This window comes from uncultured Clostridium sp. (genome assembly GCF_934754925.1).
Classification (GTDB): domain Bacteria; phylum Bacillota; class Clostridia; order Clostridiales; family Clostridiaceae; genus Clostridium.
This window is the reverse complement of record NZ_CAKVJA010000038.1, coordinates 1-26,215: the sequence shown is the minus strand read 5'-3', so window position 1 is coordinate 26,215 and position 26,215 is coordinate 1. Positions and strand designations below refer to the sequence as shown.

At 27.5% G+C, this 26,215-nt stretch carries 26 protein-coding genes; 23 read left to right on the top strand and 3 right to left on the bottom strand.

What is annotated here, in order from left to right; all coding sequences use genetic code 11:
- Window positions 1–257 precede the first annotated feature (257 nt).
- The 6 genes from Q0G30_RS11180 to Q0G30_RS11155 are packed head-to-tail and all read left to right on the top strand — an operon-like array spanning window position 258 to window position 7,342.
- Window positions 258–2,732, top strand: a complete 2,475-nt coding sequence (locus Q0G30_RS11180) for an extracellular solute-binding protein (RefSeq protein ID WP_294389901.1) — start codon at window positions 258–260, stop codon at window positions 2,730–2,732.
- Between the two features lies 1 nt (window position 2,733).
- The gene (locus Q0G30_RS11175; RefSeq protein WP_294389899.1) at window positions 2,734–3,648 is read left to right on the top strand and encodes a sugar ABC transporter permease; all 915 of its coding nucleotides are present in this window, start codon (window positions 2,734–2,736) and stop codon (window positions 3,646–3,648) included.
- 18 nt (window positions 3,649–3,666) lie between these two features.
- Window positions 3,667–4,509, top strand: a complete 843-nt coding sequence (locus tag Q0G30_RS11170) for a carbohydrate ABC transporter permease (RefSeq protein ID WP_294389894.1) — start codon at window positions 3,667–3,669, stop codon at window positions 4,507–4,509.
- A gap of 6 nt (window positions 4,510–4,515) precedes the next feature.
- Window positions 4,516–5,820: a biotin/lipoyl-binding protein gene (locus tag Q0G30_RS11165; RefSeq protein WP_294126380.1), complete on the top strand. Its 1,305-nt coding sequence runs from the start codon at window positions 4,516–4,518 to the stop codon at window positions 5,818–5,820.
- On the top strand, window positions 5,817–7,043 hold the full coding sequence (locus tag Q0G30_RS11160) for an ABC transporter permease (RefSeq protein WP_294389891.1): 1,227 nt from the start codon (window positions 5,817–5,819) through the stop codon (window positions 7,041–7,043). Before Q0G30_RS11165 ends, Q0G30_RS11160 begins: the two co-directional genes overlap by 4 nt.
- A gap of 47 nt (window positions 7,044–7,090) precedes the next feature.
- Complete coding sequence (locus Q0G30_RS11155) at window positions 7,091–7,342, top strand: DUF1653 domain-containing protein (RefSeq protein WP_133013651.1); 252 nt, start codon at window positions 7,091–7,093, stop codon at window positions 7,340–7,342.
- Between the two features lie 33 nt (window positions 7,343–7,375).
- Here Q0G30_RS11155 and Q0G30_RS11150 read toward each other — a convergent pair whose 3' ends face one another.
- From Q0G30_RS11150 to Q0G30_RS11140, 3 genes are read right to left on the bottom strand one after another with little or no spacing between them, the layout of a single operon-like run.
- Window positions 7,376–9,520, bottom strand: coding sequence for a CotH kinase family protein (locus Q0G30_RS11150; RefSeq protein WP_294389888.1), 2,145 nt, complete (start codon window positions 9,518–9,520; stop codon window positions 7,376–7,378).
- Between the two features lie 18 nt (window positions 9,521–9,538).
- On the bottom strand, window positions 9,539–10,225 hold the full coding sequence (locus Q0G30_RS11145) for a DUF4956 domain-containing protein (protein WP_294389887.1): 687 nt from the start codon (window positions 10,223–10,225) through the stop codon (window positions 9,539–9,541).
- 31 nt (window positions 10,226–10,256) lie between these two features.
- Entirely contained in the window at window positions 10,257–10,937 is a 681-nt protein-coding gene (locus Q0G30_RS11140; RefSeq protein ID WP_294389884.1) for a polyphosphate polymerase domain-containing protein, read from the bottom strand.
- A gap of 166 nt (window positions 10,938–11,103) precedes the next feature.
- On the opposite strand from Q0G30_RS11140, the gene Q0G30_RS11135 reads away from it, so the two are divergent.
- The 17 genes from Q0G30_RS11135 to Q0G30_RS11055 form a co-directional block, all read left to right on the top strand.
- A complete protein-coding gene (locus Q0G30_RS11135; protein ID WP_294389881.1) occupies window positions 11,104–11,778 on the top strand; it encodes a response regulator transcription factor in 675 nt (224 codons plus the stop codon).
- A 2-nt stretch (window positions 11,779–11,780) separates the two neighbouring features.
- Window positions 11,781–12,995 (top strand): ATP-binding protein, encoded by a 1,215-nt coding sequence (locus tag Q0G30_RS11130; protein WP_294389878.1) that lies wholly within the window; start codon window positions 11,781–11,783, stop codon window positions 12,993–12,995.
- A gap of 186 nt (window positions 12,996–13,181) precedes the next feature.
- Entirely contained in the window at window positions 13,182–13,691 is a 510-nt protein-coding gene (locus Q0G30_RS11125; RefSeq protein WP_294389876.1) for a DedA family protein, read from the top strand.
- A gap of 178 nt (window positions 13,692–13,869) precedes the next feature.
- Window positions 13,870–14,574 carry a response regulator transcription factor gene (locus Q0G30_RS11120; protein WP_294389909.1) on the top strand — a complete coding sequence of 235 codons (705 nt, stop codon included), beginning with the start codon at window positions 13,870–13,872 and terminating at the stop codon, window positions 14,572–14,574.
- A complete protein-coding gene (locus tag Q0G30_RS11115) occupies window positions 14,549–16,759 on the top strand; it encodes a sensor histidine kinase (protein ID WP_294389872.1) in 2,211 nt (736 codons plus the stop codon). The genes Q0G30_RS11120 and Q0G30_RS11115 overlap by 26 nt, the downstream gene beginning before the upstream one ends.
- A gap of 195 nt (window positions 16,760–16,954) precedes the next feature.
- Window positions 16,955–18,142 (top strand): cation:proton antiporter, encoded by a 1,188-nt coding sequence (locus tag Q0G30_RS11110; RefSeq protein WP_294389907.1) that lies wholly within the window; start codon window positions 16,955–16,957, stop codon window positions 18,140–18,142.
- 102 nt (window positions 18,143–18,244) lie between these two features.
- Window positions 18,245–18,430, top strand: coding sequence for a DUF1858 domain-containing protein (locus Q0G30_RS11105; RefSeq protein ID WP_294389869.1), 186 nt, complete (start codon window positions 18,245–18,247; stop codon window positions 18,428–18,430).
- A 179-nt stretch (window positions 18,431–18,609) separates the two neighbouring features.
- On the top strand, window positions 18,610–19,158 hold the full coding sequence (locus Q0G30_RS11100) for a hemerythrin domain-containing protein (protein ID WP_294389865.1): 549 nt from the start codon (window positions 18,610–18,612) through the stop codon (window positions 19,156–19,158).
- Window positions 19,159–19,342: 184 nt separating this feature from the next.
- Window positions 19,343–21,016, top strand: coding sequence for a hydroxylamine reductase (hcp, locus tag Q0G30_RS11095; RefSeq protein ID WP_294389861.1), 1,674 nt, complete (start codon window positions 19,343–19,345; stop codon window positions 21,014–21,016).
- Between the two features lie 63 nt (window positions 21,017–21,079).
- Entirely contained in the window at window positions 21,080–21,403 is a 324-nt protein-coding gene (locus Q0G30_RS11090) for a cupin domain-containing protein (protein WP_294389860.1), read from the top strand.
- A gap of 93 nt (window positions 21,404–21,496) precedes the next feature.
- Window positions 21,497–22,198, top strand: a complete 702-nt coding sequence (locus Q0G30_RS11085; protein ID WP_294389857.1) for a Crp/Fnr family transcriptional regulator — start codon at window positions 21,497–21,499, stop codon at window positions 22,196–22,198.
- A 224-nt stretch (window positions 22,199–22,422) separates the two neighbouring features.
- Complete coding sequence (locus Q0G30_RS11080; RefSeq protein WP_294389854.1) at window positions 22,423–22,842, top strand: flavodoxin; 420 nt, start codon at window positions 22,423–22,425, stop codon at window positions 22,840–22,842.
- A gap of 23 nt (window positions 22,843–22,865) precedes the next feature.
- Entirely contained in the window at window positions 22,866–24,326 is a 1,461-nt protein-coding gene (locus tag Q0G30_RS11075; protein ID WP_294389852.1) for an NADP-dependent glyceraldehyde-3-phosphate dehydrogenase, read from the top strand.
- 39 nt (window positions 24,327–24,365) lie between these two features.
- Window positions 24,366–25,118, top strand: coding sequence for an FAD-binding oxidoreductase (locus Q0G30_RS11070; RefSeq protein WP_294389849.1), 753 nt, complete (start codon window positions 24,366–24,368; stop codon window positions 25,116–25,118).
- 25 nt (window positions 25,119–25,143) lie between these two features.
- The gene (locus Q0G30_RS11065) at window positions 25,144–25,272 is read left to right on the top strand and encodes a hypothetical protein (RefSeq protein ID WP_294389847.1); all 129 of its coding nucleotides are present in this window, start codon (window positions 25,144–25,146) and stop codon (window positions 25,270–25,272) included.
- 153 nt (window positions 25,273–25,425) lie between these two features.
- Window positions 25,426–26,064, top strand: a complete 639-nt coding sequence (locus Q0G30_RS11060; protein ID WP_294389844.1) for a hypothetical protein — start codon at window positions 25,426–25,428, stop codon at window positions 26,062–26,064.
- A 28-nt stretch (window positions 26,065–26,092) separates the two neighbouring features.
- Window positions 26,093–26,215, top strand: a 123-nt coding sequence (locus tag Q0G30_RS11055) for a DUF1858 domain-containing protein (RefSeq protein WP_366013929.1), incomplete at its 3' end; no start/stop codon positions are given.

The following is a 26,215-nucleotide window of genomic DNA, read 5'->3' as shown; positions in this document are numbered from 1 at the left end:
CCTTTTTTGTAAGATTAAATTAATAATATATTAATATTAATTTAAGAAATATGATATAAAATAGTTAAAAATATAAAATATGGAACTTTTCAGAATATTCTTCTGTTTAATTAGATAAGGAGAATAATATTATATAGTTTATTATTTTTAATGAAAAGTTCGTAAGAATTTATAATAGGGTTTTTGTGGAAAAATATAATAATAAATGATATTATGAAATAAAATGCAAATAATTTATAAATATTATGGAGGTAAGTATGAGAATAAGATTGAAAAAGATAATTTCAATAGCTTTAACATTAACGTTATCCTTAGGGATAGTAGGTTGTTCAAAGGATAGTGGAAAATCATCAATGGGGAGATATGTTGAAGAGAGATATCAAGTTCCAGAAGGAGTTGAGGTCAAAAATTTAAGTTTATTAGATAATGATAAAATAGGTATGATTGGATATTCAACAGAGGATTTCACTCCAGTAGCTTTTGTTTCTGAAGATGGAGGAAAAACATGGACGGAAGAAGCTATAGAGTTACCTAAAGAAGAAGGAAAGGAAACATATACTAATAATATAGGATATTTAAGTGATGGAACAATACTATTATCTTATTATTTTCAAGAACCCGTTACAGAAATGGAAGAAGGAGTAGTAGATGACTCTATGTCAGTAGACAGTGATGATGGAGCAATATCAGAAGAATTTACTTATGAAGAACCTGAATATAAGTATGCTACAGTAGATACAGATGGAAATTTAACTGATATTGATTTAGACCTTTCAATATATAACGACGATGATTCAATGGAAATGGGTTATAATAACTTCAAATGTAGTTTAAATGGAGATGTATTCTTTACTGCAGGTAGTAATAATGAAAAAATAGTTCAATTTGATGGTAAAACTTTTGAAGAAAAGAATATATATGAAGCTGAAGAATGGATAAATGACTTTTTCTTAGTAGGTGATTCATTAATTATATATGAATTGGATTCATTGGTAGAATATGATACTACTAATGGGAAAGAAAAAGGTAATTTAGAAGCTTTAGAAAAGGCAACAATATCTGAAAACTCTAATTATTATCCAAATTTCGTTAATTCAGGAAGTAAAGATAAAATATATTATTATAATACTTTAGGCTTATATGAGTATGATATGAAAAGTAAAAAAGTAAATCAATTAGTTGATTCTGCAATTTCATCTTTTGGTGATAGCGAAATGTATTTAATGGCATTTATTGAAAAAAGTAATGGTGAATTCTTAACTGCATTTAGTGATTGGTCTAATACTCAATCTGGAGCTTCAATTATTAATTTTGCTTATGATGCAAATATACCATCAGTTCCAGAAAATCAACTTGTGGTATATTCAATGTTAGAAAATTATTCAATTAGACAAGCTATTTCAAGCTATGCAAAAGAACATCCAGATACTTATGTTAAGTATGAAATTGGTTTAACTTATGGTGATGGAACAACTCAATCAGATGCACTTAAAAATTTAAATACTGAAATAATGGCTGGAAATGGACCAGATATAATAATATTAGATGGATTATCAGCAGAGTCATATATTGAAAAAGGTTTATTAGAAGATATAAGTGATGTTATAAATCCTTTAGTAGAAGATGGAACAATATTCAAGAATATTGTAGATGCATACACTAATGATGGAAAGATATATCAAATACCTACATCATTTAAATATCCAATATTATTAGGTAATAAAGAAGATATTAATTCAGTTTCTGATTTAGATTCATTAGTTGAGTTAACAAAAAAATTATCAACTCAAAGTGAAAAAAGGATATTTGATAATTACTTTACTGGAAGTTCTTTAGTTTATTCATTATACTACTTGTATGGAAATGATTGGTTAAACGAAGATGATACTATAAATGAAGATGCATTAAGAAATTTCTTTGAAAAAGCTAATGAAATGTACGCTGCACTTCAAGCTAATGAGGAATCATATATGGCAACTATGGAAGATAAATACTCTCAATTAGAGGGATATGATCAAGATAATTCTGTAAGTAGTGATATTGAAGAGGATATTGATGAAGAATATAGCGAAGAAGACTATGAAGTATATGATTTACAATATTATTTAAATCCATCTATTTATGCAGATTCATTTTTATTTGAAAGAAATTCATTATTATCTTTAGGTGGACTTGCAGGGACTTATGATTATGGGTCTATGGTTACCCTTTTAAATAATTCACCTGAAATGGATTATAAGGTTTTAACTAGAGGAGATGAGAATATATTTATTCCGTCAAACTTAGTTGGAATTAATGCAAAGGGAAAAAATAAAGACCAAGCTAAAGAAATCATAGTATCATTAATAAATGCTAATTCTAATGTAATGTATTCTGATGGAGGATTTAGTATAAATACTAATACGTTTGAAAATGCTTTTTCTACAGAAAAAATGAAGGAAGAAGGAAATGAGTTAGAATTTGATGAAGCAACAAATCACTATATTCAAGGTACTTGGGGATGGGGAGATGAATTTGGAAATTCAAAAGAAGTAAATATGTTACTTCCTAATGGTGAAGATGTAAATAGATTAAAGGGTGAAATAGAAAGTTTAAATGTTGCGGCAACAGTAAATACAGTATTATTAACAGAAGTTGCAAAGCAATTTAATTTATATGCACAGGGTGAAATATCTTTAGAGGAGGCTATAAATACGGTTGTAGATAACTTAGATTTATACTTATCGGAGTAATATGGTAGAGTTAAAGGTTAATAAATTAAAACAAATAAGAAAAGTAAAAACAGATAAACTAGAGAAAGAAAAAGTAAAGAAAAAAACAAAATATACTGGATTATATTTTGTATTGCCAAGTTTAATAGGGGTAGCAGTGTTTACATTGCTTCCCTTCTTGGATGTAATTTTAAGATCTTTTCAAAGTGCCATTTCAAGAGAATTTATAGGAGTTAACAATTATATAGATATATTTAATAATTCAGCTTTTAAATTGGCAGCTAGTAATACTATAAGATTTGTTCTTATATGTATACCATTGTTATTATCATTATCCTTAGTAATAGCTGTAGTATTAAATAAATTTACAGAAGCATCAAAGGTATTAAGAACAGCATTTTTAATACCTATGGCAGTGCCAATAGCTTCAGTAGTATTAATATGGAATATTATTTTTAATGAGCAAGGATTCTTAAGCGCTATGTTAGATAAATTTAATATAGCAGGTCAAGATTGGATGAGTACGGGATGGGCGTTTTGGATATTAGTATTCAGTTATATATGGAAGAATTTGGGGTATAATATTATTTTATGGTTAGCTGGATTGAACTCTATATCTAAAGAAATATATGAATCAGCTAAGGTAGATGGAGCAAATAATTTTCAATGTTTTACGAAGATAACATTACCTTGTTTAAAGCCTACATTATATACGGTAGCAGTCTTATCTCTTCTTAATTCATTTAAGGTATTTAGAGAAGCGTATTTAGTTGCAGGTGATTATCCAGATAAGAGTATGTACTTATTGCAACACCTATTTAATAATTGGTTCAGAGAATTAGATTTTAGTAAAATGGCAGCTGCATCTGTACTTATGGCAGCAATAATATTTATATTGATTATGCTATTACAAAGGGCATGGGAAAACCAAGATTAAGTTGAGGAGATTTATACAATGAAGAAAAAAATAGTATTTATTATATTAGTTGCAATATCTATATTTATGTGTTTTCCAGTTATATTTCTATTAGCAGGATCATTCATGGGTGCAGATGAATTAAACACTTATCTTGCTCCAGTATTAGCTGAAAAAAGTAAAGGATATGTAAGTTGGGGATTATTACCTAGTTATCCTACCTTGCGTGCATATGTAGAATTATTATTTGATACTCCAGAATTTTTTGTAATGTTTTGGAACTCTGTAAAAATAGTATTTTTATCAGTTGGTGGACAACTTATAGTCGGTATTCCAGCAGCTTGGGGATTTGCAAGATATAAGTTTCCTTTTAAGAAAGTGTTATTTACTATTTATATAGTAGTAATGTTAATGCCTTTCCAAGTTACTATGTTATCCAGTTATTTAGTGTTAGATAAATTACACCTTCTTAATACTCATGGAAGCATAATATTACCTGCTATATTTTCAACATTTTCAGTGTTTATAATGTATAGATTCTTTTGTAATATACCAGAGTCAATTATTGAATCAGCAAGAATAGATGGAGCTAGTGAATTTATTATTTTTGTTAAGATAGGAATACCTTTAGGAATGCCAGGTATAATGTCAGCTGTTGTATTGCAGTTTTTAGAATATTGGAATTTAATAGAGCAGCCACTAACATTTTTAAAGGATAAAGCTTTATGGCCATTATCGATTTATTTACCAAATATTACATTAGAAAATGCAGATATAGCATTTACAGCATCTGCTGTAACATTAATAGCTGCTATAATAGTATTTTTTGCAGGTCAAAGCTATTTAGAGCAAGGTATTGCAGCATCAGCAGTAAAGGAATGATAATTTATGAATAAAAAAGAAAAAATAAAAAAAGTTATAAATTTTAAATATGAAAAAAAGGGTAAAGATACATTGCAGAAAAAAGCAGTAAAAGCCCTATTTGCCTTTTTAATATTAATGATAGGATGCACCATGTTATCCAGGGCTGCAGATTCTATGACTATACCAAGAGTTAAAGTTGATAAGCCAAAAACTAAAACAATAGTAGATGAGGTTACGGCTAAAGGGGTAGTTGTTAAAAATAGAGAAGAAAAAATTTCTGTAGTAGAAGGTCTTAAAATTAATTATGTAAATATAAGTGAAGGTTCAAATATTAAAGTTGGTGATACATTAGTTGAGCTTGATACTGAAGATTTAGAAAAAAAGGTTAATGAAATTAAGGAAAGTATAGCACAAGAGCAAAAGACTTTAACACGTGCTACAGAGGATTATAATAAGGCTATAAATGCTAAAAAACAAGCAGTACAAGGTGCCTTAAATGAAATGAATACAGCAAAGCAAGCATTAGATAATTATTCAAAATTAAGTGATGAAGAGAAGGATCCAGGAATAGAAGAAAGTTTATATTCTGATTATCAATCAAAGAAATCTATGTATGATGCAGCTGTTTCTGAATCAAATGATACTGTTGATTTAGATAGAGCGCTTCAGGACACAAAGGATTCTCTTAAAATTGATGAATATAATAAAGAACTTGCAAAACTTCAACCTCTGCTAGAGGCTGGTGGAAAAATCACTTCAGAAAAGGAGGGAATAATTACTAGTGTCTTTGCAGAAAATGGTGGAGTTACAACTGATACTATAGCGTCAATTGCAGATAAGAATGAAGGGTATAAGTTTATTGGAGAAATTGATAAAGAAAATAGAACTTCAATAAAACAAGGACAAGTAGTTGCCTTAAATTTAGGTACTTATGGTATTATTGAAAACTTAACTATAGCTTCTATTTCTAAAAATCAAGATAATAATGAAACTTTAAATGTAACAGTTGTTTTACCTGTAGGAATAGGAGAAATTGATGATAGTGGAGAAATTGTGGTTTCAAGTAAATCAAGAAAATATGGTACATGTGTTCCGTTAGCAGCATTAAGACAAGGTGATGGTAATAGTTATTATGTATTAGTTGTTACTGAAAAGGAAACTGTATTAGGTAAAGAATTAATAGCTAAAAAAGTTGATGTAAAAATTGAAAAAAGAGATGGTGAATATGCAGCTGTAACTGAAGGTGCATTAGGAAGAAATGATAAAATAATAATTGATAGCAATAAAACAATAGAAGATGGCGATAGAGTTCGCCTGGAGACTGAATGATAAGGTATTTAAAGCACATAGTTAGAATAATTATTGTATTTGCTTTAATTATGTGCTGGGGAATATCTTTAGGTTATGCAAATAATATAGGAAGTGAAAATAAAACTTTAAATTTCTATTTTGAAAATGAAAATTATAATACAGAGCTCATTAAGACTATAAAAGAAGCAGAGCCAGAGTTAGCTGTAGTAGGATGGGCTGAAGAGTCATTACAATCTGCTAATAATCTTGATTTAGGGAAAATAGCAAGTGATTTAGATGTTTTAATTATAAAGGGCTCATCTAATTTATTAGTTAAGGGATCAAACCTATTTGCTGATGATTTAGAGGGGTGTTTAATAGATAATGATACATCTTATAAATTGTTTGGAAGTAGTAATTGTGTAGGTAGAGAGATTGTTTATAATGATAGAAATTTAATTGTAAGGGGAATTTTAAAAGGTTCTAAAGCAAATATTATGATTCAAGCTACTGAAGATTCCTCGCAGGTTCTAGATGGATTAACAATAGATGGTACAGGATTAACATTAAATAAGATTGAAGATTTTAAAATGAAATTTGGAATTAATGAAATGGCTATTAGCGGAAATATCTATTATATAATAGCAAAGTTTATAGCACTAATATTTCCAATTATCACTTTAGTATTGATTTTAATTAAAATAATAACTAGTTTATTTAAATCAAGAAATAAGCCAGTTTTAGTAAGTCTATATATTTTAATGGCTATTGCTTCCGTATTTATATTTTTTAAGATTACAAATATTAAAATTTCTATTCCATTAGATATGATTCCAAATAAGTGGTCTGACTTTGATTTTTGGAGTAAGATGGGGAAAGAGTACAAGGAAAAGTTTGAGTATGTACTTTATATGAAAAAGTATGGAGTTGATATTTATAATATAGAAAACTTATTAAAATCAGTATTATACTCAATATTTACAATAATATTATTTGTAATTAACTTAAGGATAATAAAAGTAAATAATATTAAAACATTAATAATTAATAATGGAGTTTCAATAATTTGTTCATTTGTTGCTATATTAATGATTTGGGATAAGTACAATTTTGATGTAAACATAACTATGATATGGTTAATATATCCTTTATATCTTTGTGGAGATTATTTTGTAAAGGTTCATGGAAAGTATTTAATTTATGAAGAAGAAGTAAATACTAAAGTGGAAAATAATGATATAATAGATGAAGCAGTTTGTTAATAGCAAACTGTTTCTTTTTTTAATACAATATTATTAACGGAGGAAAAATTATGAGAGATATATCTAATTCTAAAGGAAAGATTTTCAGACATTTTAAGGGAGATTTATATTTAGTTGAAGATTTTGTTAAGCATTCAGAAACTCAAGAAACCATGGTTCTTTATAGAGCTTTATATGGGGATTGTGGACTTTTTGTAAGACCTTATGATATGTTTGTTGAAGAAGTTCCAGAAGGAAAGGTTAATCCAACTGGACAAAAATATAGATTCCAAGAATTCGAAGTCAAAAGCGTAAAATAACTAAATTGCGCACTAATAATAGTGCGCAATATTTTAGCTAATGTATTTTCTCTTTTTAAATAATGATACTCCAAGTATTGCTATTATTAATAATGCAATTGATGAAAGTGTGATTATTAAAGAGGTATTATTAGAAGAAGTATTATTTGGAGCCATTGCTAAATTATTATTTTTAAAATCTTGCATATTACTGTCTTGATTAGGAAGTTCCATAGATGAAAGTTGAGTAATATCATCTTCCGTTAATCCTAGATTTAATAATTCATCTTTAATTGAGTCTGTAATAGTACCATCTTCAGAACTTTGAATAATTTGCATTGCTTGCATCATAACTGTTGGATCTAAGTTTGAAGAATTACCTCCCATGTTTCCAGGAGAATTATTCATTGGAGCACTAGCATTTTCAGGTGTATCATTTGATGTTGGAGTAAAGCTATCTGTATTAGTAGCATTACTATTATCAGTTGTAGTAGTATTATTATCTGGTTTATTTACCATGTTATTCATACCACCTTTATCATTTCCACCACCTTGTTGTCCCATAGCAGTTAAATCAACAGTAGTTTCAATAGTTCCAGTACTTGTTGAAGGTTGAGTACCATCAAGTTGAGCTGCGATACTAGTTGCTCTATCATATCCAAATGTTAATAAGTTACTAACAGCCTCTTCATATTGATCAAAGGTATAAAAATCAGTAGCATCATTTTTTACATAATTACTAATTAATGAATCTGTTTTATGAATAAGGGTTTCGTAAGTTCCATTGTTAACAAAACTAATTACTATTTCATTTAAATATTGATGATATAATTCTTTATATTCATCTATTTCTAAAAGTTTAGCAATTAAGGGGCTTCCTTCTAAACTCCCAGAAACAGGAGAATCAATAGGGAAGTTTATTGCATTTGATGATGAACCAGCTTGGAAGCCTGCAAATGATAAATTGTAGTCCCATGGTAAAATGCTAACTATACCATCATCTTCATATAAATAATAATTATGTTTCATATTAGATGCATAGCTATCAAGATTAACTAAGAACGTATTTGCAGCGAAATATCTTAGTACTTCATCTACATCTAAATATGATTCAATATCCTCCATAGTATCAAGATGTTTAATCATGTCTAAAATTTTAATATAATCATCACTATCTGTAGTTTTAAAGATAGCATTATCAAAGATAGCAGAGTAATTAGATATATCATCACCATTCCATACTAGATCGGCGCCATTAGAGTTTCCTCCCATTCCTCCACCCATCATATCTCCACCCATTCCATTAGGTATATTTGAAGGTAATTCATTAGAGGTATTACCAGTGCTATCAGGTGATTGTGATTCATATGAAAAATCTTTATTACTCATGTCAGAAGGTATTTGCATTTCTCCAGAAGCATCTCCATTATTCATATTAGGAGGAGCTTGCATTTGCCAAGAAGCATCTCCATTATTCATATTAGGAGGAGCTTGCATTTGCCAAGAAGCATCTCTGTTGTTCATTTTATCTTTCATATCATTTTGATTATCCTTATTTCCCATAGCAACACTATCACTTTCAGGTTTATATAAGTTACCATCTGTAGAACCATAGTTTCTTGCAATAAACTCTTCTTCAATGGGCTCAACTGCAAGATATAAGCCCCATTCTTCTCCATTAACAGTTATATGTGCATATGCACATTCTGGAGTTGGAACACCTAATGACTCAAGTAATTTATAAGAAAGATATTCTTTCATATAAGTAGCATCAGCCATATTGTTATTTAATACTAATTTACTAAGACCATCTAAGGTTTGTCCATCTACATATTCATCAAATTTAACTTTAAAGCTATATCTATCTGTAGTATTATCCATAGCAATTTGAGACAAGCTAGAATTTCCCTTAGGTCTAATAGCAACATTGTTATAAGTAACTCCGTTAATAGTAATATTGGCAGCAGTATATTCTTCAGACATAGCATTATCAAGCATTTCTTTCCAAGCAGTTTCATCTATTTCTATATTTATATCCATAACATTTTCATCATTAAAAATTGTTGTTACATAATTAGGTTGTTCAATATAAGTTGGAGTTGATGAGCTTTTAGGTAACACTATAATTATCAATGAAAAACTTACAGCTATGGTAATTAATATAGCAACAAGTTTATTGAAGTGTTTATTTGAAATCATTTTTTCACCACCTATTGATTAGCTCATATATTCACCATTGTAGCTTACTAAAACAACATTATTTACTCCTGATATATGACTAAGGTCATTTACAAATTTAGTTGACATTTCTTTTAATCTAATTTCTACAGTTAATTCAATTCCAGAACCAGCAGAAACAGTTTTTGATTTAACAACATGTTTTTTAACAGAACTAGAGATAAACTTAATAGCTTCATTTTCGCTATTATCATTTGAACAGTTTACAACTAATATATAAGGGTTATCAGTACTTTTTTTGTTAACAAATATAAGCATTATAATTCCTATAAATACAGAACCTAATATACCTAAAGGAATAAGACCAGCTCCCATAACTATACCAGCAGATATTGACCAAAATAAGAATGCAATATCAAGGGGTTCTTTTATAGCAGATCTAAATCTTACTATAGATAATGCACCAACCATACCAAGTGATAAAATTACATTAGAAGTTATTGCTAGAATAATTAATGTAGTTATTAAAGTCATAGCAACTAAAGACATACCAAAACTTTCTGAATACATAACGCCTTTAAATGTCTTTTTGTAAATTAAAAATATAAATAATCCAATTGCAAGAGCAAGAGCTAATGCTAAAAAAGTATCTGTAATTGAAAAACTACTAGTCTTTTCTAAAAAACTTGATTTAAAAATATCAGAAAAGTTAATTTGTGAATTCATCTATAATCCCTCCAAAGTTTATGTGTTTAATTTATCCAAACATTCTACTGCTAGCATATTTAGAAATAGAAGTTGACTTTCGTGTATTAGTTTGTATTGTATCTTTTATTATGTCAGGTAAAAATTCATCGAATTTTACTTCTAAAATTATTGTGTCATTATTATGAATCTTCATTGTTGGAAGATCTGTGTTAAACGTATCTTGAGAGCATATACCTGTTCTGACATTACTATCAATAGTAATTCGAACATTTCCAGGTTTATAAATATAAGCTTTTCGTGTATAGTCAACTACTGTTTTAGGCTTTAACATTTGAGATTTCATTTTAAAATATAATTCTTGAATTAATGATTCATCAGAAGCAAGCATCCAATCAATATCATTATTTAATAGCTTTTCACATTGTTCTTTTGTTAGCGGTGCCGAAAATTTAGTACATAGACCATTAATTTTACTTTTCTTTTCTAGTCTAATAAAATCAAAATTATCATTATAATACCTAATTCTAAATTTTTCACGCTTACTATAACCATTAATTTTCTCAAGTAATGCTTTGTCATTAAAATTATCAAAATATAAGCTTCTTATATGATAAGTTCCAGATGAACCGGAATTTTTATCAATGGAAGCTATATGTTTAATTCTATTTTTTATTGCGAAATAATCAGAAATATTAATGAAGAATTTTAATTCATGTCTTGGTTTATTCATAGAATAATCACCTCCAATTTTATCTAATATTAAATTAAAGTTAACTTACAAATTAATAATAGTACTACAACCTTAAAATAATCTTAAAAACGCCCTAAATATTTACTTTCTATGTTAAAATTTTGGTAAAGAATTAGATATATAGTAAGTGAGGAGGATGAGATTAGTGAGGTTATTACTTGTAGAAGATGAAATACAGCTTTCAGAAGCGCTTAATCAAATATTAAGTAAAAATAAATATGTAGTTGATGCTGTATATAATGGTGAAGATGGACTAGATTATGGATTAACAGATATATATGATGTAATAGTATTAGATATTATGCTACCTAAACTTAATGGATTAGAAGTTCTTAGAAGATTAAGAAAAGAGAATATAAAGACCCCGGTTATTCTATTAACAGCTAAAGGAGAAATTGAAGATAAAGTTAAGGGATTAGATAGTGGTGCTGATGATTATTTAGCAAAGCCATTTTCAATAGATGAATTATTGGCTAGATTAAGAGCCTTAACTAGAAGACAAGGAGAAATTATAAATGATAATGTTTTAGAATTTGGAGATATTAAATTGAATATTTCTACTTATGAATTAGAAGGACCTTACAATAGCATTAAACTTTCTTTAAAGGAATTTGAGATTATAAGATGTTTTATGCAAAGGCCAAAAACAATAGTAACTAAGGATGAGTTAATAAGTAAAATATGGGGATATGATTCAGATGCAGAGTATAACAACATAGAGGTATATATTTCTTTTTTAAGAAAAAAACTTGGGTATGTTGCATCTACTACCAATATAACTACAGTGAGAGGTGTTGGTTATAAGTTGGAGGAAAGTTAGAGATGTTTAAAAAACTAAAAATAAAATTTGTATTAATTAATATGGGACTTTTAACAGCAGTATTTATAGGTATATTTGGAACCATATATTTAAGTACGGCTTATAGTATGGAAAAGGATATGCATATGCAATTATGGAATAATATGATGGTTGCTCCACAACAAAAGCCAATGCCTAAGGATCACAGAATGGATATGACAATAAAGATAGACTTAGACAATATCAATCAAATAGTTTCTATCTCCTCTAGATTGAATATTGATGACTTAGATATAAATAATATTGTTACAAAGATTATCGATAGTAGCAAAGAGATGGATACAATAAAAATTAATGGTGAAAGTTTTGCGTATTTAAAGCACGATATAGGAAATGGTAAAAGAATAGTATTAATGAGCAAATCATTTCAACAAGAGATGTTATTTAGTTTATTAAAAATATTTATTGGGGTTGGATCATTGAGTTTAGTTTTATTATTTTTTATAAGTATATATTTTACTAATAAGGCCATAAACCCATTAGAAGAAACCTTTAAAAAGCAAAAACAATTTATAGCAGATGCTTCCCATGAGCTTAGAACGCCATTAACTATTATTAAGACTAATGTTTCATTATTAAGGGAAAATGAGTTAGAAACTATACAGAGTCAGAAAAAATGGATTAATTATATAGACTCCCAAGCCAGTAGAATGTCAACATTAATTAATGAGATGCTATCATTAGCAAATTTAGATGCAAATAGGAAGAAGGAAGAAAGAGTTAATATTAATTTTAGTAAGATAGTGAGTGATTCTTTATTAGTATTCGAAGTAGTGATATTTGAAAAAGGACTAATATTAGAGGAAGATGTAGCTGATAATATTTTTATAAAGGGTGAACAAGATCAAATAAAAAAGCTTATAAGTATATTAATGGATAATGCTATTAAATATACAAATAAGAATGGAAAGATAGGTGTATCACTTGTTTCTGAAAGAAATAAAGCTAAATTAATAATTAAAAACACTGGAGAAGGTATAAAAAAAGAACACTTGGAAAAAATATTTGAAAGATTTTATAGAGTTGATGATTCAAGGGATAGAGGAACTGGTGGATATGGACTTGGGCTTTCTATAGCCAAAGCTATAGTTGATGATCACAAAGGTAAAATACATGCTGAAAGTATAATTAATAATGAAACATCATTTATTATTGAGTTACCTTTAAGTATGGGATAAGTTAAAAGTAAAAGATAATTTAATAATTAATTTGTTAGTAAGACTATTGTAAACTAGGTTGTAATAGTCTTTTCTTATACTAAATCTTAAGAATTTCTTTAGATTTAGTATAATATCTTCTTTATTTATTAGAGATATTGTAAAATTATAGTGAGTAATAAAAAGGATAAATTTGGAGGAAGGAATATGAATGCTAATAGTATTTTAAATTATTTGTCACAGTATGGTGTGTTGTTTATATTTATAATTGTATTTCTGGAGTATTTAAACTTACCAGGACTTCCGGCAGGAATAATAATGCCATTGGCAGGTTTATGGATATCAAGAGGAGAGATGAATTTTCTTTTTGTTTTAATATTATCAGTTATAGCTGGTGTAATTGGAAGTTGGGCTTTATATTTTTTAGGGTTTTATGGTGGAAACTTTTTATTAGATAAATATATTAATAAGTTTCCGAAGCAAAAAAAGTACATAGATGAAAAGTTAGAATATTTAAGAAGCAAAGGTCATATTGGTGTATTTGTAAGTAGGCTTATTCCTGTTGCAAGAACTATAATTGCAATACCAGCAGGAGTACTTAAAATGAATTTTTTTAAATATACAGTATATTCAGCCTTTGGAATATTAATATGGAATGGTGTATTTATTTCAGCAGGATATATTTTAGGTGAAGGTATTTTAAAATATATAGCTTAGTTAGAGATATGTATCCTCAGTGGAAAGAAAATTTGTTTTTTTCTTCTGAGGAATTTTTTTAGAAAATCTTTAGAATTATATATAGTTATTGTTTAGTTTTTAGAATTATTATTGATAATATATTAAGCAAACATGTTTGTAAAATAAAAAAAAAGAGGGGGAAATAAAGATGGATAAAATGAGCTCATATAATGTTTTAGTTGTTGAAGATGAAAATGATATAGCAATTGCTATAGAAGCATATCTAACAAATCAAGGGTACAATGTTTTTATAGCGAATAATGGAATTGAAGGTTTAGAAGTATTAAAAAAAGAAGCTATTCACCTAGCAATAGTTGATGTAATGATGCCTAAAATGGATGGTATAACTTTTGTTATGAAGCTTAGAGAAAATTATGATTTCCCTGTAATAATGTTATCTGCAAAATCAGAAGAAGTTGATAAGATAATGGGACTTAATATAGGGGCAGATGATTATGTAACTAAGCCATTTAGACCACTTGAATTATTAGCAAGGGTTAATTCACAACTTAGAAGATATTCAAAATTTTTAAATATGGTAAAAAAACCTGAGGTTAAAGAAAATATCTATAGTGTTGGTGGATTAGAGTTAAACTTTGATACTAAAGAAGTTACAGTTGATGAAAAACCAGTTAAACTAACACCCATTGAGTTTAAAATATTAGCATTGCTTATAAAAAATCCAGGAAGGGTATTTGCTGCTGATGAAATATACGAAAGAGTATGGAATGAACAAGCGATAAATACTGATACTATAATGGTTCATATAAGAAAAATAAGAGAAAAGATTGAGATTAATCCTAAAAATCCGAAATATTTGAAGGTGGTGTGGGGAGTTGGATATAAAATTGAAAAGCAATAAAGAAATATATAAAAGTAAAGGTATTATAGCTATATTAGTAATGATAGCTATAATAGTTACTTCTGCTTTAGGAATGTGTAGTTCGTATAAGATAATAGATAAATCAGCTAAAAGTAAAAAAGTAAACTATTTTAATGAATATGGATTTGCCAATCTTATAGCTGAGTCAAGCTATGCATTATATTATGATTCTATGAAGGAAAATGAAAATCAAAGTGCAAGTGATTTTTTATTAGATATAAAAAAGAATATAACAGAAGAAGCAGATGAATATTCTAGTTATATACAAGAAGCTTTAAATAACAATATAGATCAATTTAATAGAGAAACTTTAGGATGGAATAATGATGCAAACTTAAAATATTACTATTATAATACTATAAATAATAAAACTAATACAACTTTAAATGAAAATGTAAAATTTGAAAATAATAATATTGATTTATCAGAAGTAAATAAAGATAAATATCAATTTTATGCTGTAGTTAATTTTGATAATAATGGTAATTTAAGTGTTGGTGAAATTATTGGTGGTGATAAAGAGAGATTAAAGTCAAATATAGAAGGAGCTTTAATTGATATTAGAAATGAATATGATATTTCTAATAGTGATTATGAAGAAGGATATTATAATATAGATATTAAACCAATTAAGAATATGACATTTGTTTATGCAGTACCTAAAGTTCTAAATGCTTATGATAATATAAGATGGGGGATAGAAAATGCTGATATTAGTATGTATGAATCTATGGGGGCAGGTGGTGCATTTATAATAGCGGGAATCGTAGCATTAATAGCATTGATATTTCCTATTAAGAAAGCTAAATCTACAATATTATTTAGAAAGATAAGTAAGATTCCATTTGAAGTTTGGATAATTATTATTGGGCTTGCAATTGCAGCATTAGGACCATTAGCAGGTCAGCTTATTAAAGCTACTTTAAACGGAGATTTACAAGTAATATTTACAGAAGTAATACCTAGTTTAATTATTCCAGAGAGGGTAATATGGATATTTAACTTTATAATATGGGTATTAAGCTATGCAGCAGTATTTTTCTTTGTATTAGTTATTAAATATGTATTTAATGTTGGAGTTATAGATTATATAAAGAAAAGAACTATTTTTGGAATGGTAATAATGTTCTGTGTTAGAATTATAAAAAGAACATTAGATGAAATAACAAAAGTAGATTTAAGAGAAAAGAATAATAAATTAATAATAAAGCTATTAGCAATAAATGCAGTAATATTATTAATAATAACTTCTATTTGGTTCTTTGGAATTCCTGTAGTTATACTTTATTCAGTTATTTTATTTTTTATAATAAGAAAGTATGTGGATAAAATAAGCGAAAAGTATAGTAAACTTAGAGAAGCAACAAGTAAAATTGCAAAAGGTAATTTAGATGTAAAGATAGAAGAAGATTTAGGATTATTTGAACCATTTAAGAATGATTTAGAAAAGATTCAAGATGGATTTAAAAAGGCTGTTGATGAAGAGGTTAAGAGTCAAAAAATGAAGACTGACTTAATATCAAATGTATCACATGATTTAAAAACTCCTTTAACAGCAATAATTACTTACGCAGATCTTTTAAAAGATGAAAATCTATCAGAGGAAAAACGTAAGCAATATATTGAAACGTTAGACAGGAAGGCGCAAAGGCTTCAAGTTTTAATAGAAGATTTATTTGAAATGAGTAAAGCAACTAGTGGAAATATAACATTAAATATAGAAAATATTGATGTTATAGCTTTAATGAAGCAAACTTTACTTGAATTAGAGGATAAACTTGAAGAAGCAAATCTATCAGTTAGAAAGAATATGCCAGAAGGAAAAGTTATATTACCTTTAGATAGTCAACGTACATTTAGAGTATTTGAAAACTTAATAATTAATATAACTAAATATGCAATGCCTAATACAAGAGTATTTATTGATATTATTGAAAATGAAGATGATGTTGCGATAATAATGAAAAACATGGCAGCAGAAGAAATAACATTTAATGTAGATACAATAGCAGAAAGATTTGTAAGGGGAGATGAATCAAGAAATACTGAGGGTTCAGGATTAGGACTTGCAATTGCCAAGAGCTTTGTTGAACTTCAAGGTGGGACCTTTAACATCAGCGTAGATGGAGATTTATTTAAAGTAAAAATAGTATTTGTAAAATAAAGTAAGGACCTCTGAGGTGCAGGTATATTTTGTAAATTAAAAGAGTTATATACAGATGAATTTAATAAATTCAATCTGACAAATAACTCTTTTTTTCTATTAATAAAAGAAGTATAAATTTTAAACTGAATAAATATATATAAATATGCTATATACATAATAGATTTAATAAATTCCCATACCGAAGGAGTAGTGATTATGTCATATAAATATTTATTAGATATTGCATTAATATTATTAAGTACAAAGATTTTAGGATTAATAACAAGAAGATTTAATTTACCACAAGTTGTTGGAGCATTGCTTGCAGGAGTAATTTTAGGCCCATCAGTATTAAATATTTTAAAGGAAACTGATTTTTTAAGTATGCTTGCAGAATTGGGAGTTATTGTTTTGATGTTTACTGCAGGTCTTGAAAGTGATATTAAAAAACTTAAAAGTGTAGGAAAATCTGCATTTGTAGTTGCTACAATGGGAGTTATTATTCCACTTATTGGTGGTACTATAGTAGCTTATATATTTAATGATGGAAGTTTACCAAATGTAAGTGAATTTTTACAAAATGTATTTGTGGGAGCTGTATTAACCGCAACATCAGTTAGTATTACCGTAGAAACATTAAGAGAACTTGGAAAGATGAGTGAAAGATCAGCTAATGTAATCTTAGGAGCAGCAATAATAGATGATATTTTAGGAATATTAGTTTTAACAATAATAACAAGTATGGTAGATAATAGTGTAAAAATTGGGTTAGTATTATTGAAGATTTTAGGCTTCTTAGTATTTGCAGCAATAATTGGATATTTAGTTTATTTAATTTTTGGAAAATGGATATCAATGCATAATGTTGATAAAAGAAGATTTGTTATAGGAGCCTTTGTAATTTGTTTATTAATGGCATTCTCAGCAGAAGAATTTTTTGGAGTTGCAGATATTACTGGAGCATTTGTAGCTGGAGTAGTTTTATCTCAAAATAAAGAAACAGCATATATATCTAGAAGATTTGATATTATTTCATATATGCTATTATCACCAATATTTTTTGCAAGTATAGGAATTGAAATGGAAATACCTAGTATAAATACTGAAATTATCTCAATGACAATAGTATTAGTTTTAGTAGCAATGTTAAGTAAAGTTATAGGTTGCGGATTAGGAGCTAAGATATGTAGGTATAATAAAAATGAAATTATTCAAATTGGAACCGGTATGATGGCAAGAGGTGAAGTAGCTCTTATAATTGCAAATAAAGGACTTAAAATGGGGGTTATGAATATGTACTTTTTACCCGCAATTATTATAATGGTAGTTATATGTGCAATAACAACACCAATTATATTAAAGAAAGCATATTCACCTAAAAATATAAAAGAAAATTTGTAATATTTTTCATTAAGGTATCATTTGTTACAGAATGAAATAAATATTTATTATATAATTTAAATAACATAAATATATAGATATATAAAAGGAGCAAATTTAATTATGATAAATAAAGATAATACAATTGGTGAAATATTAGAAATGCACCCAAAAGCAGCTGATATATTAACTGAATTTGGAATGGGTTGCTTAGGATGCCCATCAGCTACAATGGAAACATTAGAACAAGCTTGCTATGTTCATGGATTAGAATTAGAAGAAGTAATGGCAAAATTAAATGAAAAATAATTATTAATATATAAAGTGATTATATAAAAGACAAATAAAAATTTTATATAATCACTTTTTTATGAATATATTTTAATTATTAATATGTAACATATGATACGTAATGTAATTAAGGTTTAATGTATAATAAAAACATAAATTAAAATAATATTGAGAAAAATATAAGGGGAGTACAATTGATGAAAGCTATAGAAATAATGAATGAAGAACATAAATATATTATTAGAATGTTACAGGTAATAAGAATGTGCTGTTTTAAAATATTAAATGGTGAAGAGGTTATGTATGAAGATTTTGATAAGATAATAGATTTTGTAAGAAATTATGCAGATAACCATCACCATAAAAAGGAAGAAAAGATTCTTTTTGTTAAAATGGTAGAAGAATTAGGTGAGCCAGCAGAAAAGGCAGTTAAGCAAGGTATGCTTGTAGAACATGATCTAGGAAGATTACATATTAGAGAATTAATAGAAGCATTAGATAAATTAAAAGCTGGTGAAGAAGAATCAAAACTGGATGTAATAGCAAATGCAATTTCATATAGTCATTTATTAACAAGACATATAGATAAGGAAGATAGAGTTATTTATAAGTTTGCAGAGAGAAACTTAAAAAGGGAAACAATTGAGTTTATAAATGTAGAATGTGAAAATTATGAACTTAATAATAAGGAAGTAAAAAATAAATATATATTAATACTAGAAGAATTAGAAGAGAAGTATAATTAAAAAATAAAATATAAGTCTTAAGGTAGGTATACAATTATTGTTAGATATTATTATAATTGTATACCTACCTTTTGATTAAAATTTTATACATTATATAGATGAAAAATTAATAATTTAAAAAGTATATTTTAAAAGTTTTAGCAAAATATATGATAGTATAGAAAGATATATTGGAGGTGTAATTATGGAAAATAACATGGCTATGGAATATCCTATGTTTTGTTATCAATGTGAGCAAACAGCGGGGGGAAAGGGTTGCACTAAAATGGGGGTCTGTGGAAAGACACCAGAAATTGCAGCACTTCAAGATTTGCTTATATATCAAATAAAGGGAATAAGTTGTTATGCAAAAGAAATAGTTGAAAAAGGGGAAAATGTAGATAAGAGTATAGTAAGTTTTATAGAAAATTCATTATTTACAACCTTAACAAATGTAAATTTTGATGCCGATTTTCATGTGGAGATATTAAAAGAATCTCAAAGAATAAAGGAAAAAGTAAGAAAACAAGTAGGAAAAATTAAAAATGATACTGATCATGCAACTTATAATTTAAGTGAAACAAAATCTGAAATGTTAGAAGATGCTAAAAAGGCAGGAATAATGTATGATCAAAAATTAGATCCAGATATTCGTTCATTAAGACAAACAATAATTTATGGATTAAAAGGAATATCAGCATATGGTCATCAAGCAAGAGAATTAGGATATTATGATGATCAAGTTGATAACTTTTATATAAGAGCATTAGAAGCAACAACTGATGATACTTTATCTGTTGAAGAACTAATAAGGTGGACTATGAGAACTGGAGATATGAGTGTTGCAGTAATGAAAAAATTAGATGAAGCAAATACTACAGTTTATGATAATCCATCACCACATAATGTAAATGTACATATTAAAAAGGGACCATTTATTATAGTATCTGGACATGATTTAAAAGATCTTGAAATGTTATTAGAACAAACAGAAGGAAAGGGAATAAATATTTATACTCATGGAGAAATGATACCAAGTCATGGATATCCAGGACTTAAGAAATATCCTCATCTAGTAGGAAACTTTGGTAGTGCTTGGCAAAATCAACAAAAAGAATTTGACAATATTCCAGGTTGTATTTTGATGACTACAAATTGTCTTATGAGACCAAGAGAAACTTATAAGGATAGAATTTTTACAACTAGTGTTGTTGGTTGGGATGGAGTAAAACACATTCCTAAGGGTAAGGATGGAAAGAAAGATTTTACTGAAATAATAAATAAGGCATTAGAACTTGGAGGATATGAAGAAGACCAAGAGCCACATGAAATTTTAGTAGGATTTGGACATAATGCTACATTAAGTAATGCAGAAACTATAGTAAATGCGGTTAAGGATGGAAAGATAAGACACTTCTTTTTAATTGGTGGATGTGATGGAGCAAGACCAGGTAGAAGTTATTATACTGAATTTGCAAAAATGGTTCCAGATGATTGTATAATACTTACTTTAGCTTGTGGTAAATACAGATTTAACAAATTAGAGTTTGGAGAAGTTGCAGGATTACCAAGATTACTAGATGTAGGTCAATGTAATGATGCTTATTCAGCTGTTAGAATAGCAACAGCATTAGCAGATGCTTTTGGAACTGATGTTAATGGATTACCATTATCATTAATAATATCATGGTATGAACAAAAAGCGGTAGCTGATCTTTTAGCATTATTATCACTTGGAATAAAAGGAATATTTTTAGGTCCAACACTTCCAGCATTTCTAAGTCCAAATGTACTTCAATATTTAGTTGATACATTTAATTTAAGACTTATAAGTACACCAGAAGATGATTTAAAGACTTGTTTACAACAAGAAGTTTAATTTAAAATGTATATTTTTATATAAAATTAAAAATAAAAAATTTATTATAAATAAGGAGGATATATGAATTTTAAGGATGATGGAATTATAAAAATTGCTAATATAGATAAGATTGGTGAAAGTAAAGAAGTTGTGGTTTTTAATCCAAAGTTTAAGGTTGTATATTTTGATTTTGAAGTAGGAAAAGGATTGCCTAATCATACTCATAATGGATATGCAAGCATTCTTATTTATGAAGGAAGCGTATCCATAGAATTTGTAGATGGTGAAAAATATGAATTAAATAAGGGTGATTTAATGCAATTCGATGCAAGAATAGAGCATAATGTAATTGCAAAGGTTAAGAGTAAAGTATTAGTAACAATATCTGAAAGATTAACGGAATAATTTTAGTAAATTAAATAGAACAATAAAAATACTTAAATGATATTAATTTATTATTTAAGTATTTTTTATTTAAAGAATGGAGAAAAGTTTTATATGAGAAATTGTTGTGATAATTGTAGGAAGGATGTCTGTACCAAAAAGGTACCTATTTTTACTGTTTTAAATTCTTGTGAACTAATAGATGTTCTTGAGAAAATAGTACACAAAAATTTTAAAAAAAATGAAATTATATTTTTAGAGGGAGGAGTAGCTAAAACTTTATATTTTATAAACGAAGGAAGAATAAAATTATATAAATATACAAGGGATGGGAAGGAACAAATAATGCATATTTTATCAGAAGGTGATTTTTTTGGTGAGTTAAACTTATTAAAAGAATCAAAATATGGATTTAATGCAAAAGCAATTGAGGATTGTAAAATATGTACTTTAACTAATGATAATTTTAAGGAAATATTGTTAGGTAAACCTGAAATAGCAATAAAGATACTAGAAGTTATGGGTGAAAGATTATCAAGAATTGAAAATCTTGCACAAAATCTTGCTACTAATGATATGGATGCAAGAATGACATATTTATTACTAGAGTTATCTCAAAAGTATGGAAGAAAAAAATATAACAATATAAATATAGATTTACCTATAAATAGAGAAGACATGGCAAGCTATATTGGAGTAACAAGAGAAACTATAAGTAGAAAACTTAAGAAGTTTGAAGAAGAGGGATTAATAAAAATAGTTGGTACAAAGAAGATAGTAATATTAGATAAAGAAAAATTAAGTGAATATATTTAATTGAAACTACAGTAAATTAGTATAAAAAGACTGAATTAAATTTAAAAAAATTTAATTCAGTCTTTTTTTAGAATTTGATTTGAATCACATTTTAATTTAATAAATACATTTATACTAAGCTCATAAGTTAAGTTGAAAAAATTTCAAAACAAAAAATAAATAGTAGAAATTAAAAATATATAAATAAAATAATTCAAGAAAATTATTAAAAGCGAGGTAGTAAAATGAAAATAATATATTGGAGTCAAACAGGAAGTACAAAAAGAGTAGCTGAGCTAATCAAACAAGGAATTGAATCAGAGGGAAAAAGCTCTAAATTAGTACAAGTTTCAGATGTAAATGTAGATGATATTAAAAATGAAGAAGTAATAATTATAGGATGCCCAGCTTGTGGTGTTGAAACTTTAGATGAAACTGAAATGGAACCATTTGTGAATTCATTACAAGGGCAAATAGAAGGTAAGAAGGTAGCCTTATTTGGAACATATGGTTGGGGAACTGGTGAATGGATGGAAGAGTGGCAAGCTAGAATGGAATCTTATGGAGCTGTTTTAGTAAGTGATGGATTAATAGTGAATGAATTAGAAATAGATGATAATAATGATGAATGTGTGGAATTTGGTAAATTTATTGCAAGACAATAGAAAAAGGCAATGGAGGAAAACAAATGATAAACAAGATAAGAAATGAGAAAAATGAATTTAAAAGATTATTAAAAGGACAATGGATTGAAGGTAATGACAATAATTATATAGAGATTAAATCTCCTATAAATAATGAAGTATTAGGAAAAGTTCCTGCTATGAGCAAGGAAGAAGTTAATTTAGTAATAGAAAATAGTAAACAAGCTCAAAAGGAGTGGAAGTTAACTCCAATAAATAAAAGAGTTGAAATATTATATAAAGTAGCTGAAATATTAGAAAAAGAAGCTGATAAATTATCAGAATTACTTATGATGGAAGTTGCAAAAGATAGAAAAAGTGCAAAATCAGAAGTAGTTAGAACATGTGATTTTATAAGATTTACTGCAGATACAGCTAAGAGCCTTCACGGTGAAGGGCTTCAAGGGGATAGTTTCCCAGGGGGAAAAAGAAATAAGATAGGAATAATTAATAGGGAGCCGTTAGGAGTAATATTAGCAATATCACCATTTAATTATCCTGTAAACTTAGCAGCATCAAAGATAGCACCAGCAATAGTTTCAGGAAATTCAGTTGTATTTAAGCCAGCGACGCAAGGTAGTTTAAGTGGATTATATTTAGTTAAGATATTTGAAGAAGCAGGAGTACCAGCAGGAGTGGTTAATACAATTACAGGTAGAGGAAGTGAAATTGGTGATTATGTTGTCGCACATTCAGATATAAATTTCATAAACTTTACAGGAAGTTCTCAAATTGGAGAAAGAATTTCACAATTATCAAAGATGGTACCCGTATTAATGGAATTAGGTGGTAAAGATGCTGCCATAGTATTAAAAGATGCAAATTTAGATTTAGCAGCTAAAAATATAGTAGCAGGAGCTTATTCATATTCAGGTCAAAGATGTACAGCAATAAAAAGAGTTTTAGTTGTTGATGAAGTAGCAGATCAATTAGTTGAAAAAATTAAGTTAGAAATTAAAAGTTTAAAGGTTGGAAATCCATTAGAAATAGATGCAGATGTTGTTCCATTAATTGATTCAAAGAGTGCAGATTTTGTTGAAGGATTAATTAATGATGCAATTGATTTAGGTGGAAAAGTAATTGTAGGTGGAAATAGAGAAGAAAATTTAATTTACCCAATACTTATTGACAATGTTACAGAAGAAATGAGAATAGCTTGGGAAGAACCATTTGGGCCAATATTACCAGTAGTTAGGGTGAAAGATGTAGAACAAGCAATTGAAATTGCTAATAAATCAGAATATGGCTTACAATCATCAGTATTTACAGAAAACATAAATGATGCATTTTATATTGCTGATAAATTAGAAGTTGGAACAGTTCAAGTAAATAATAAAACAGAAAGAGGACCAGATCATTTTCCATTCTTAGGTGTTAAAAATTCTGGAATAGGTGTTCAAGGAATAAGATATTCAATTGAAGCTATGACTAGACTTAAGGCAACTGTAATAAATTTAAATAAGTAAAATAATGTAAGAAGAACAAATGATAAGGAGATAATTAATATGAATAATAATGTTTGGAAGGGTTTCAAAGATTTTATAGTATATGATAAAGTTCAAGAAGATAGGGTAGTAACATCTTTTTATTTAAAAGCAGCAGATGATATGCCTTTACCTAAGGCTCTTCCTGGGCAATTTATAGCTGTGAGAATTCAAAAGGGAGAAAAAGAATATAGTACAGTAAGACAATATACTTTATCTATGGACTCAAAGGAAGATTTTTACAGAATAAGTGTTAAAATTGAAGAAGATGGTAATTTAAGTAAACAATTATGTAGAGATATTAAAGTTGGAGATAAGGTTCAAGCAACAATTCCTATGGGAAGATTCGTTTTAAAAGAAGGAAATGAGCCTGTAGTTTTAATTGGTGGAGGAATAGGAATAACTCCAATGCTATCAATGGCATATGCAACTAAGGGTACTGATAGGAAAGTTAAATTAGTATATAGTACTAAAAATTCTGAATATCATGCTTTTAAGGATGAATTAAGTAAACTAAATATTGAAGAAAATATTGATTTAATACAAATATATACAAGACCATTAGAAGAAGATAAGGAAAATGTAGATTTCGATTTTAAAGGTAGAATAAATAAAGATTGGATAGCAAATAATTTACCTATGGATGGAGAATTTTATTTCTGTGGACCGATAGAATTTATGAGAACAGTTTATAAAAGTTTAGAAAGCTTAGGTATAGAAAAATCAAGAATAAACTTTGAATTATTTGCAGCAGGTGAGGATATAACTAAGTAAAATCAACAAGAGAGGAGCGATAGTCGTGAAGAAACTGAATAAAATTTTTAGATATTTTTCAAGATTAGATAAGAAAGATTATAGTAAAAGTAATTATATTGAACATAGAGAACCATTAGGCATTATGATATCTAGAATGAATGGATTGCAATAGAGTTATATAAAATTGTTACAATTAAATTATTTTAAAAGTTTGTAACCTGTGTTACTTAATATGATTAAAACTTGGTGTATAGTAATAATATAATTTAGATAATACATTTTAAGAAATTAAAATATTATTATGCAAAAGATAGGAGAAGAGAATATGAGTTTATTTTTAGGAAAGATACATTATTGGTTATTTAATAAAGTATTATGGTTTGAAGGTTTAGAAGGTGAAATTATAAAGCTTGCTAAAGACAAAGGAATAGATGTAGAGAAATTAGAAGCTGAAATAAATTCAAAGTATGGAGCAAAAACACCTAATAAAAATCTTGAAGATATGATTGATACAAGTAATATTCATGGATGGTTACAAGAAAAAATTCATAGTGCTGAAGGAAGAATGGCTTCTTGGACAAAGGTTATATTAGAAAATAATGAAGATTATATTTTAGATATGAGAAAAGTATACGAAAAGCAAGGTGTTAGTGCTGCAAATGAAGCTAAAGAAAGTCTAGAAAATATAAATGCAGAAACTATTTTTAATAGTATGAATGATTATATTTTAGATGGAATGCCATGTGATAGAGTAAATGAAGTAATTGATTCAAGTGAAGAAAGCATAATGTGGAAGAGAAGAGTATGTGTACATAAGGACATCTGGGAAAATGAAGGAATATCAGTAGATGTATTTTATGAATTAAGAGAACATTGGATAAATGCTTTTGTAAATACAATGAATAATAATTATGAATATTGTAAGTTAGAAGATAGTATACAATCTATTAGAAAAAAGATATAAAATATATAGTTATAAGTGGAGGAATTAAATTATGATAACAAAAGATATGACAGTAGGTGAAATTGTAAATACATATCCAAAGGCAGCAGAAATATTAATGTCATTTGGTATGGGATGCTTAGGATGCCCATCAGCAACTATGGAATCTTTA

Coding starts and splice junctions, on each gene's coding strand:
- Q0G30_RS11180 (WP_294389901.1), top strand. CDS start 258: ATGAGAATAAGATTGAAAAAGATAATTTCAATAGCTTTAACATTAACG.
- Q0G30_RS11175 (WP_294389899.1), top strand. CDS start 2,734: ATGGTAGAGTTAAAGGTTAATAAATTAAAACAAATAAGAAAAGTAAAA.
- Q0G30_RS11170 (WP_294389894.1), top strand. CDS start 3,667: ATGAAGAAAAAAATAGTATTTATTATATTAGTTGCAATATCTATATTT.
- Q0G30_RS11165 (WP_294126380.1), top strand. CDS start 4,516: ATGAATAAAAAAGAAAAAATAAAAAAAGTTATAAATTTTAAATATGAA.
- Q0G30_RS11160 (WP_294389891.1), top strand. CDS start 5,817: ATGATAAGGTATTTAAAGCACATAGTTAGAATAATTATTGTATTTGCT.
- Q0G30_RS11150 (WP_294389888.1), bottom strand. CDS start 9,520: ATGATTTCAAATAAACACTTCAATAAACTTGTTGCTATATTAATTACC.
- Q0G30_RS11145 (WP_294389887.1), bottom strand. CDS start 10,225: ATGAATTCACAAATTAACTTTTCTGATATTTTTAAATCAAGTTTTTTA.
- Q0G30_RS11140 (WP_294389884.1), bottom strand. CDS start 10,937: ATGAATAAACCAAGACATGAATTAAAATTCTTCATTAATATTTCTGAT.
- Q0G30_RS11130 (WP_294389878.1), top strand. CDS start 11,781: ATGTTTAAAAAACTAAAAATAAAATTTGTATTAATTAATATGGGACTT.
- Q0G30_RS11125 (WP_294389876.1), top strand. CDS start 13,182: ATGAATGCTAATAGTATTTTAAATTATTTGTCACAGTATGGTGTGTTG.
- Q0G30_RS11120 (WP_294389909.1), top strand. CDS start 13,870: ATGAGCTCATATAATGTTTTAGTTGTTGAAGATGAAAATGATATAGCA.
- Q0G30_RS11105 (WP_294389869.1), top strand. CDS start 18,245: ATGATAAATAAAGATAATACAATTGGTGAAATATTAGAAATGCACCCA.
- Q0G30_RS11100 (WP_294389865.1), top strand. CDS start 18,610: ATGAAAGCTATAGAAATAATGAATGAAGAACATAAATATATTATTAGA.
- hcp (WP_294389861.1), top strand. CDS start 19,343: ATGGAAAATAACATGGCTATGGAATATCCTATGTTTTGTTATCAATGT.
- Q0G30_RS11090 (WP_294389860.1), top strand. CDS start 21,080: ATGAATTTTAAGGATGATGGAATTATAAAAATTGCTAATATAGATAAG.
- Q0G30_RS11085 (WP_294389857.1), top strand. CDS start 21,497: ATGAGAAATTGTTGTGATAATTGTAGGAAGGATGTCTGTACCAAAAAG.
- Q0G30_RS11080 (WP_294389854.1), top strand. CDS start 22,423: ATGAAAATAATATATTGGAGTCAAACAGGAAGTACAAAAAGAGTAGCT.
- Q0G30_RS11075 (WP_294389852.1), top strand. CDS start 22,866: ATGATAAACAAGATAAGAAATGAGAAAAATGAATTTAAAAGATTATTA.
- Q0G30_RS11070 (WP_294389849.1), top strand. CDS start 24,366: ATGAATAATAATGTTTGGAAGGGTTTCAAAGATTTTATAGTATATGAT.
- Q0G30_RS11060 (WP_294389844.1), top strand. CDS start 25,426: ATGAGTTTATTTTTAGGAAAGATACATTATTGGTTATTTAATAAAGTA.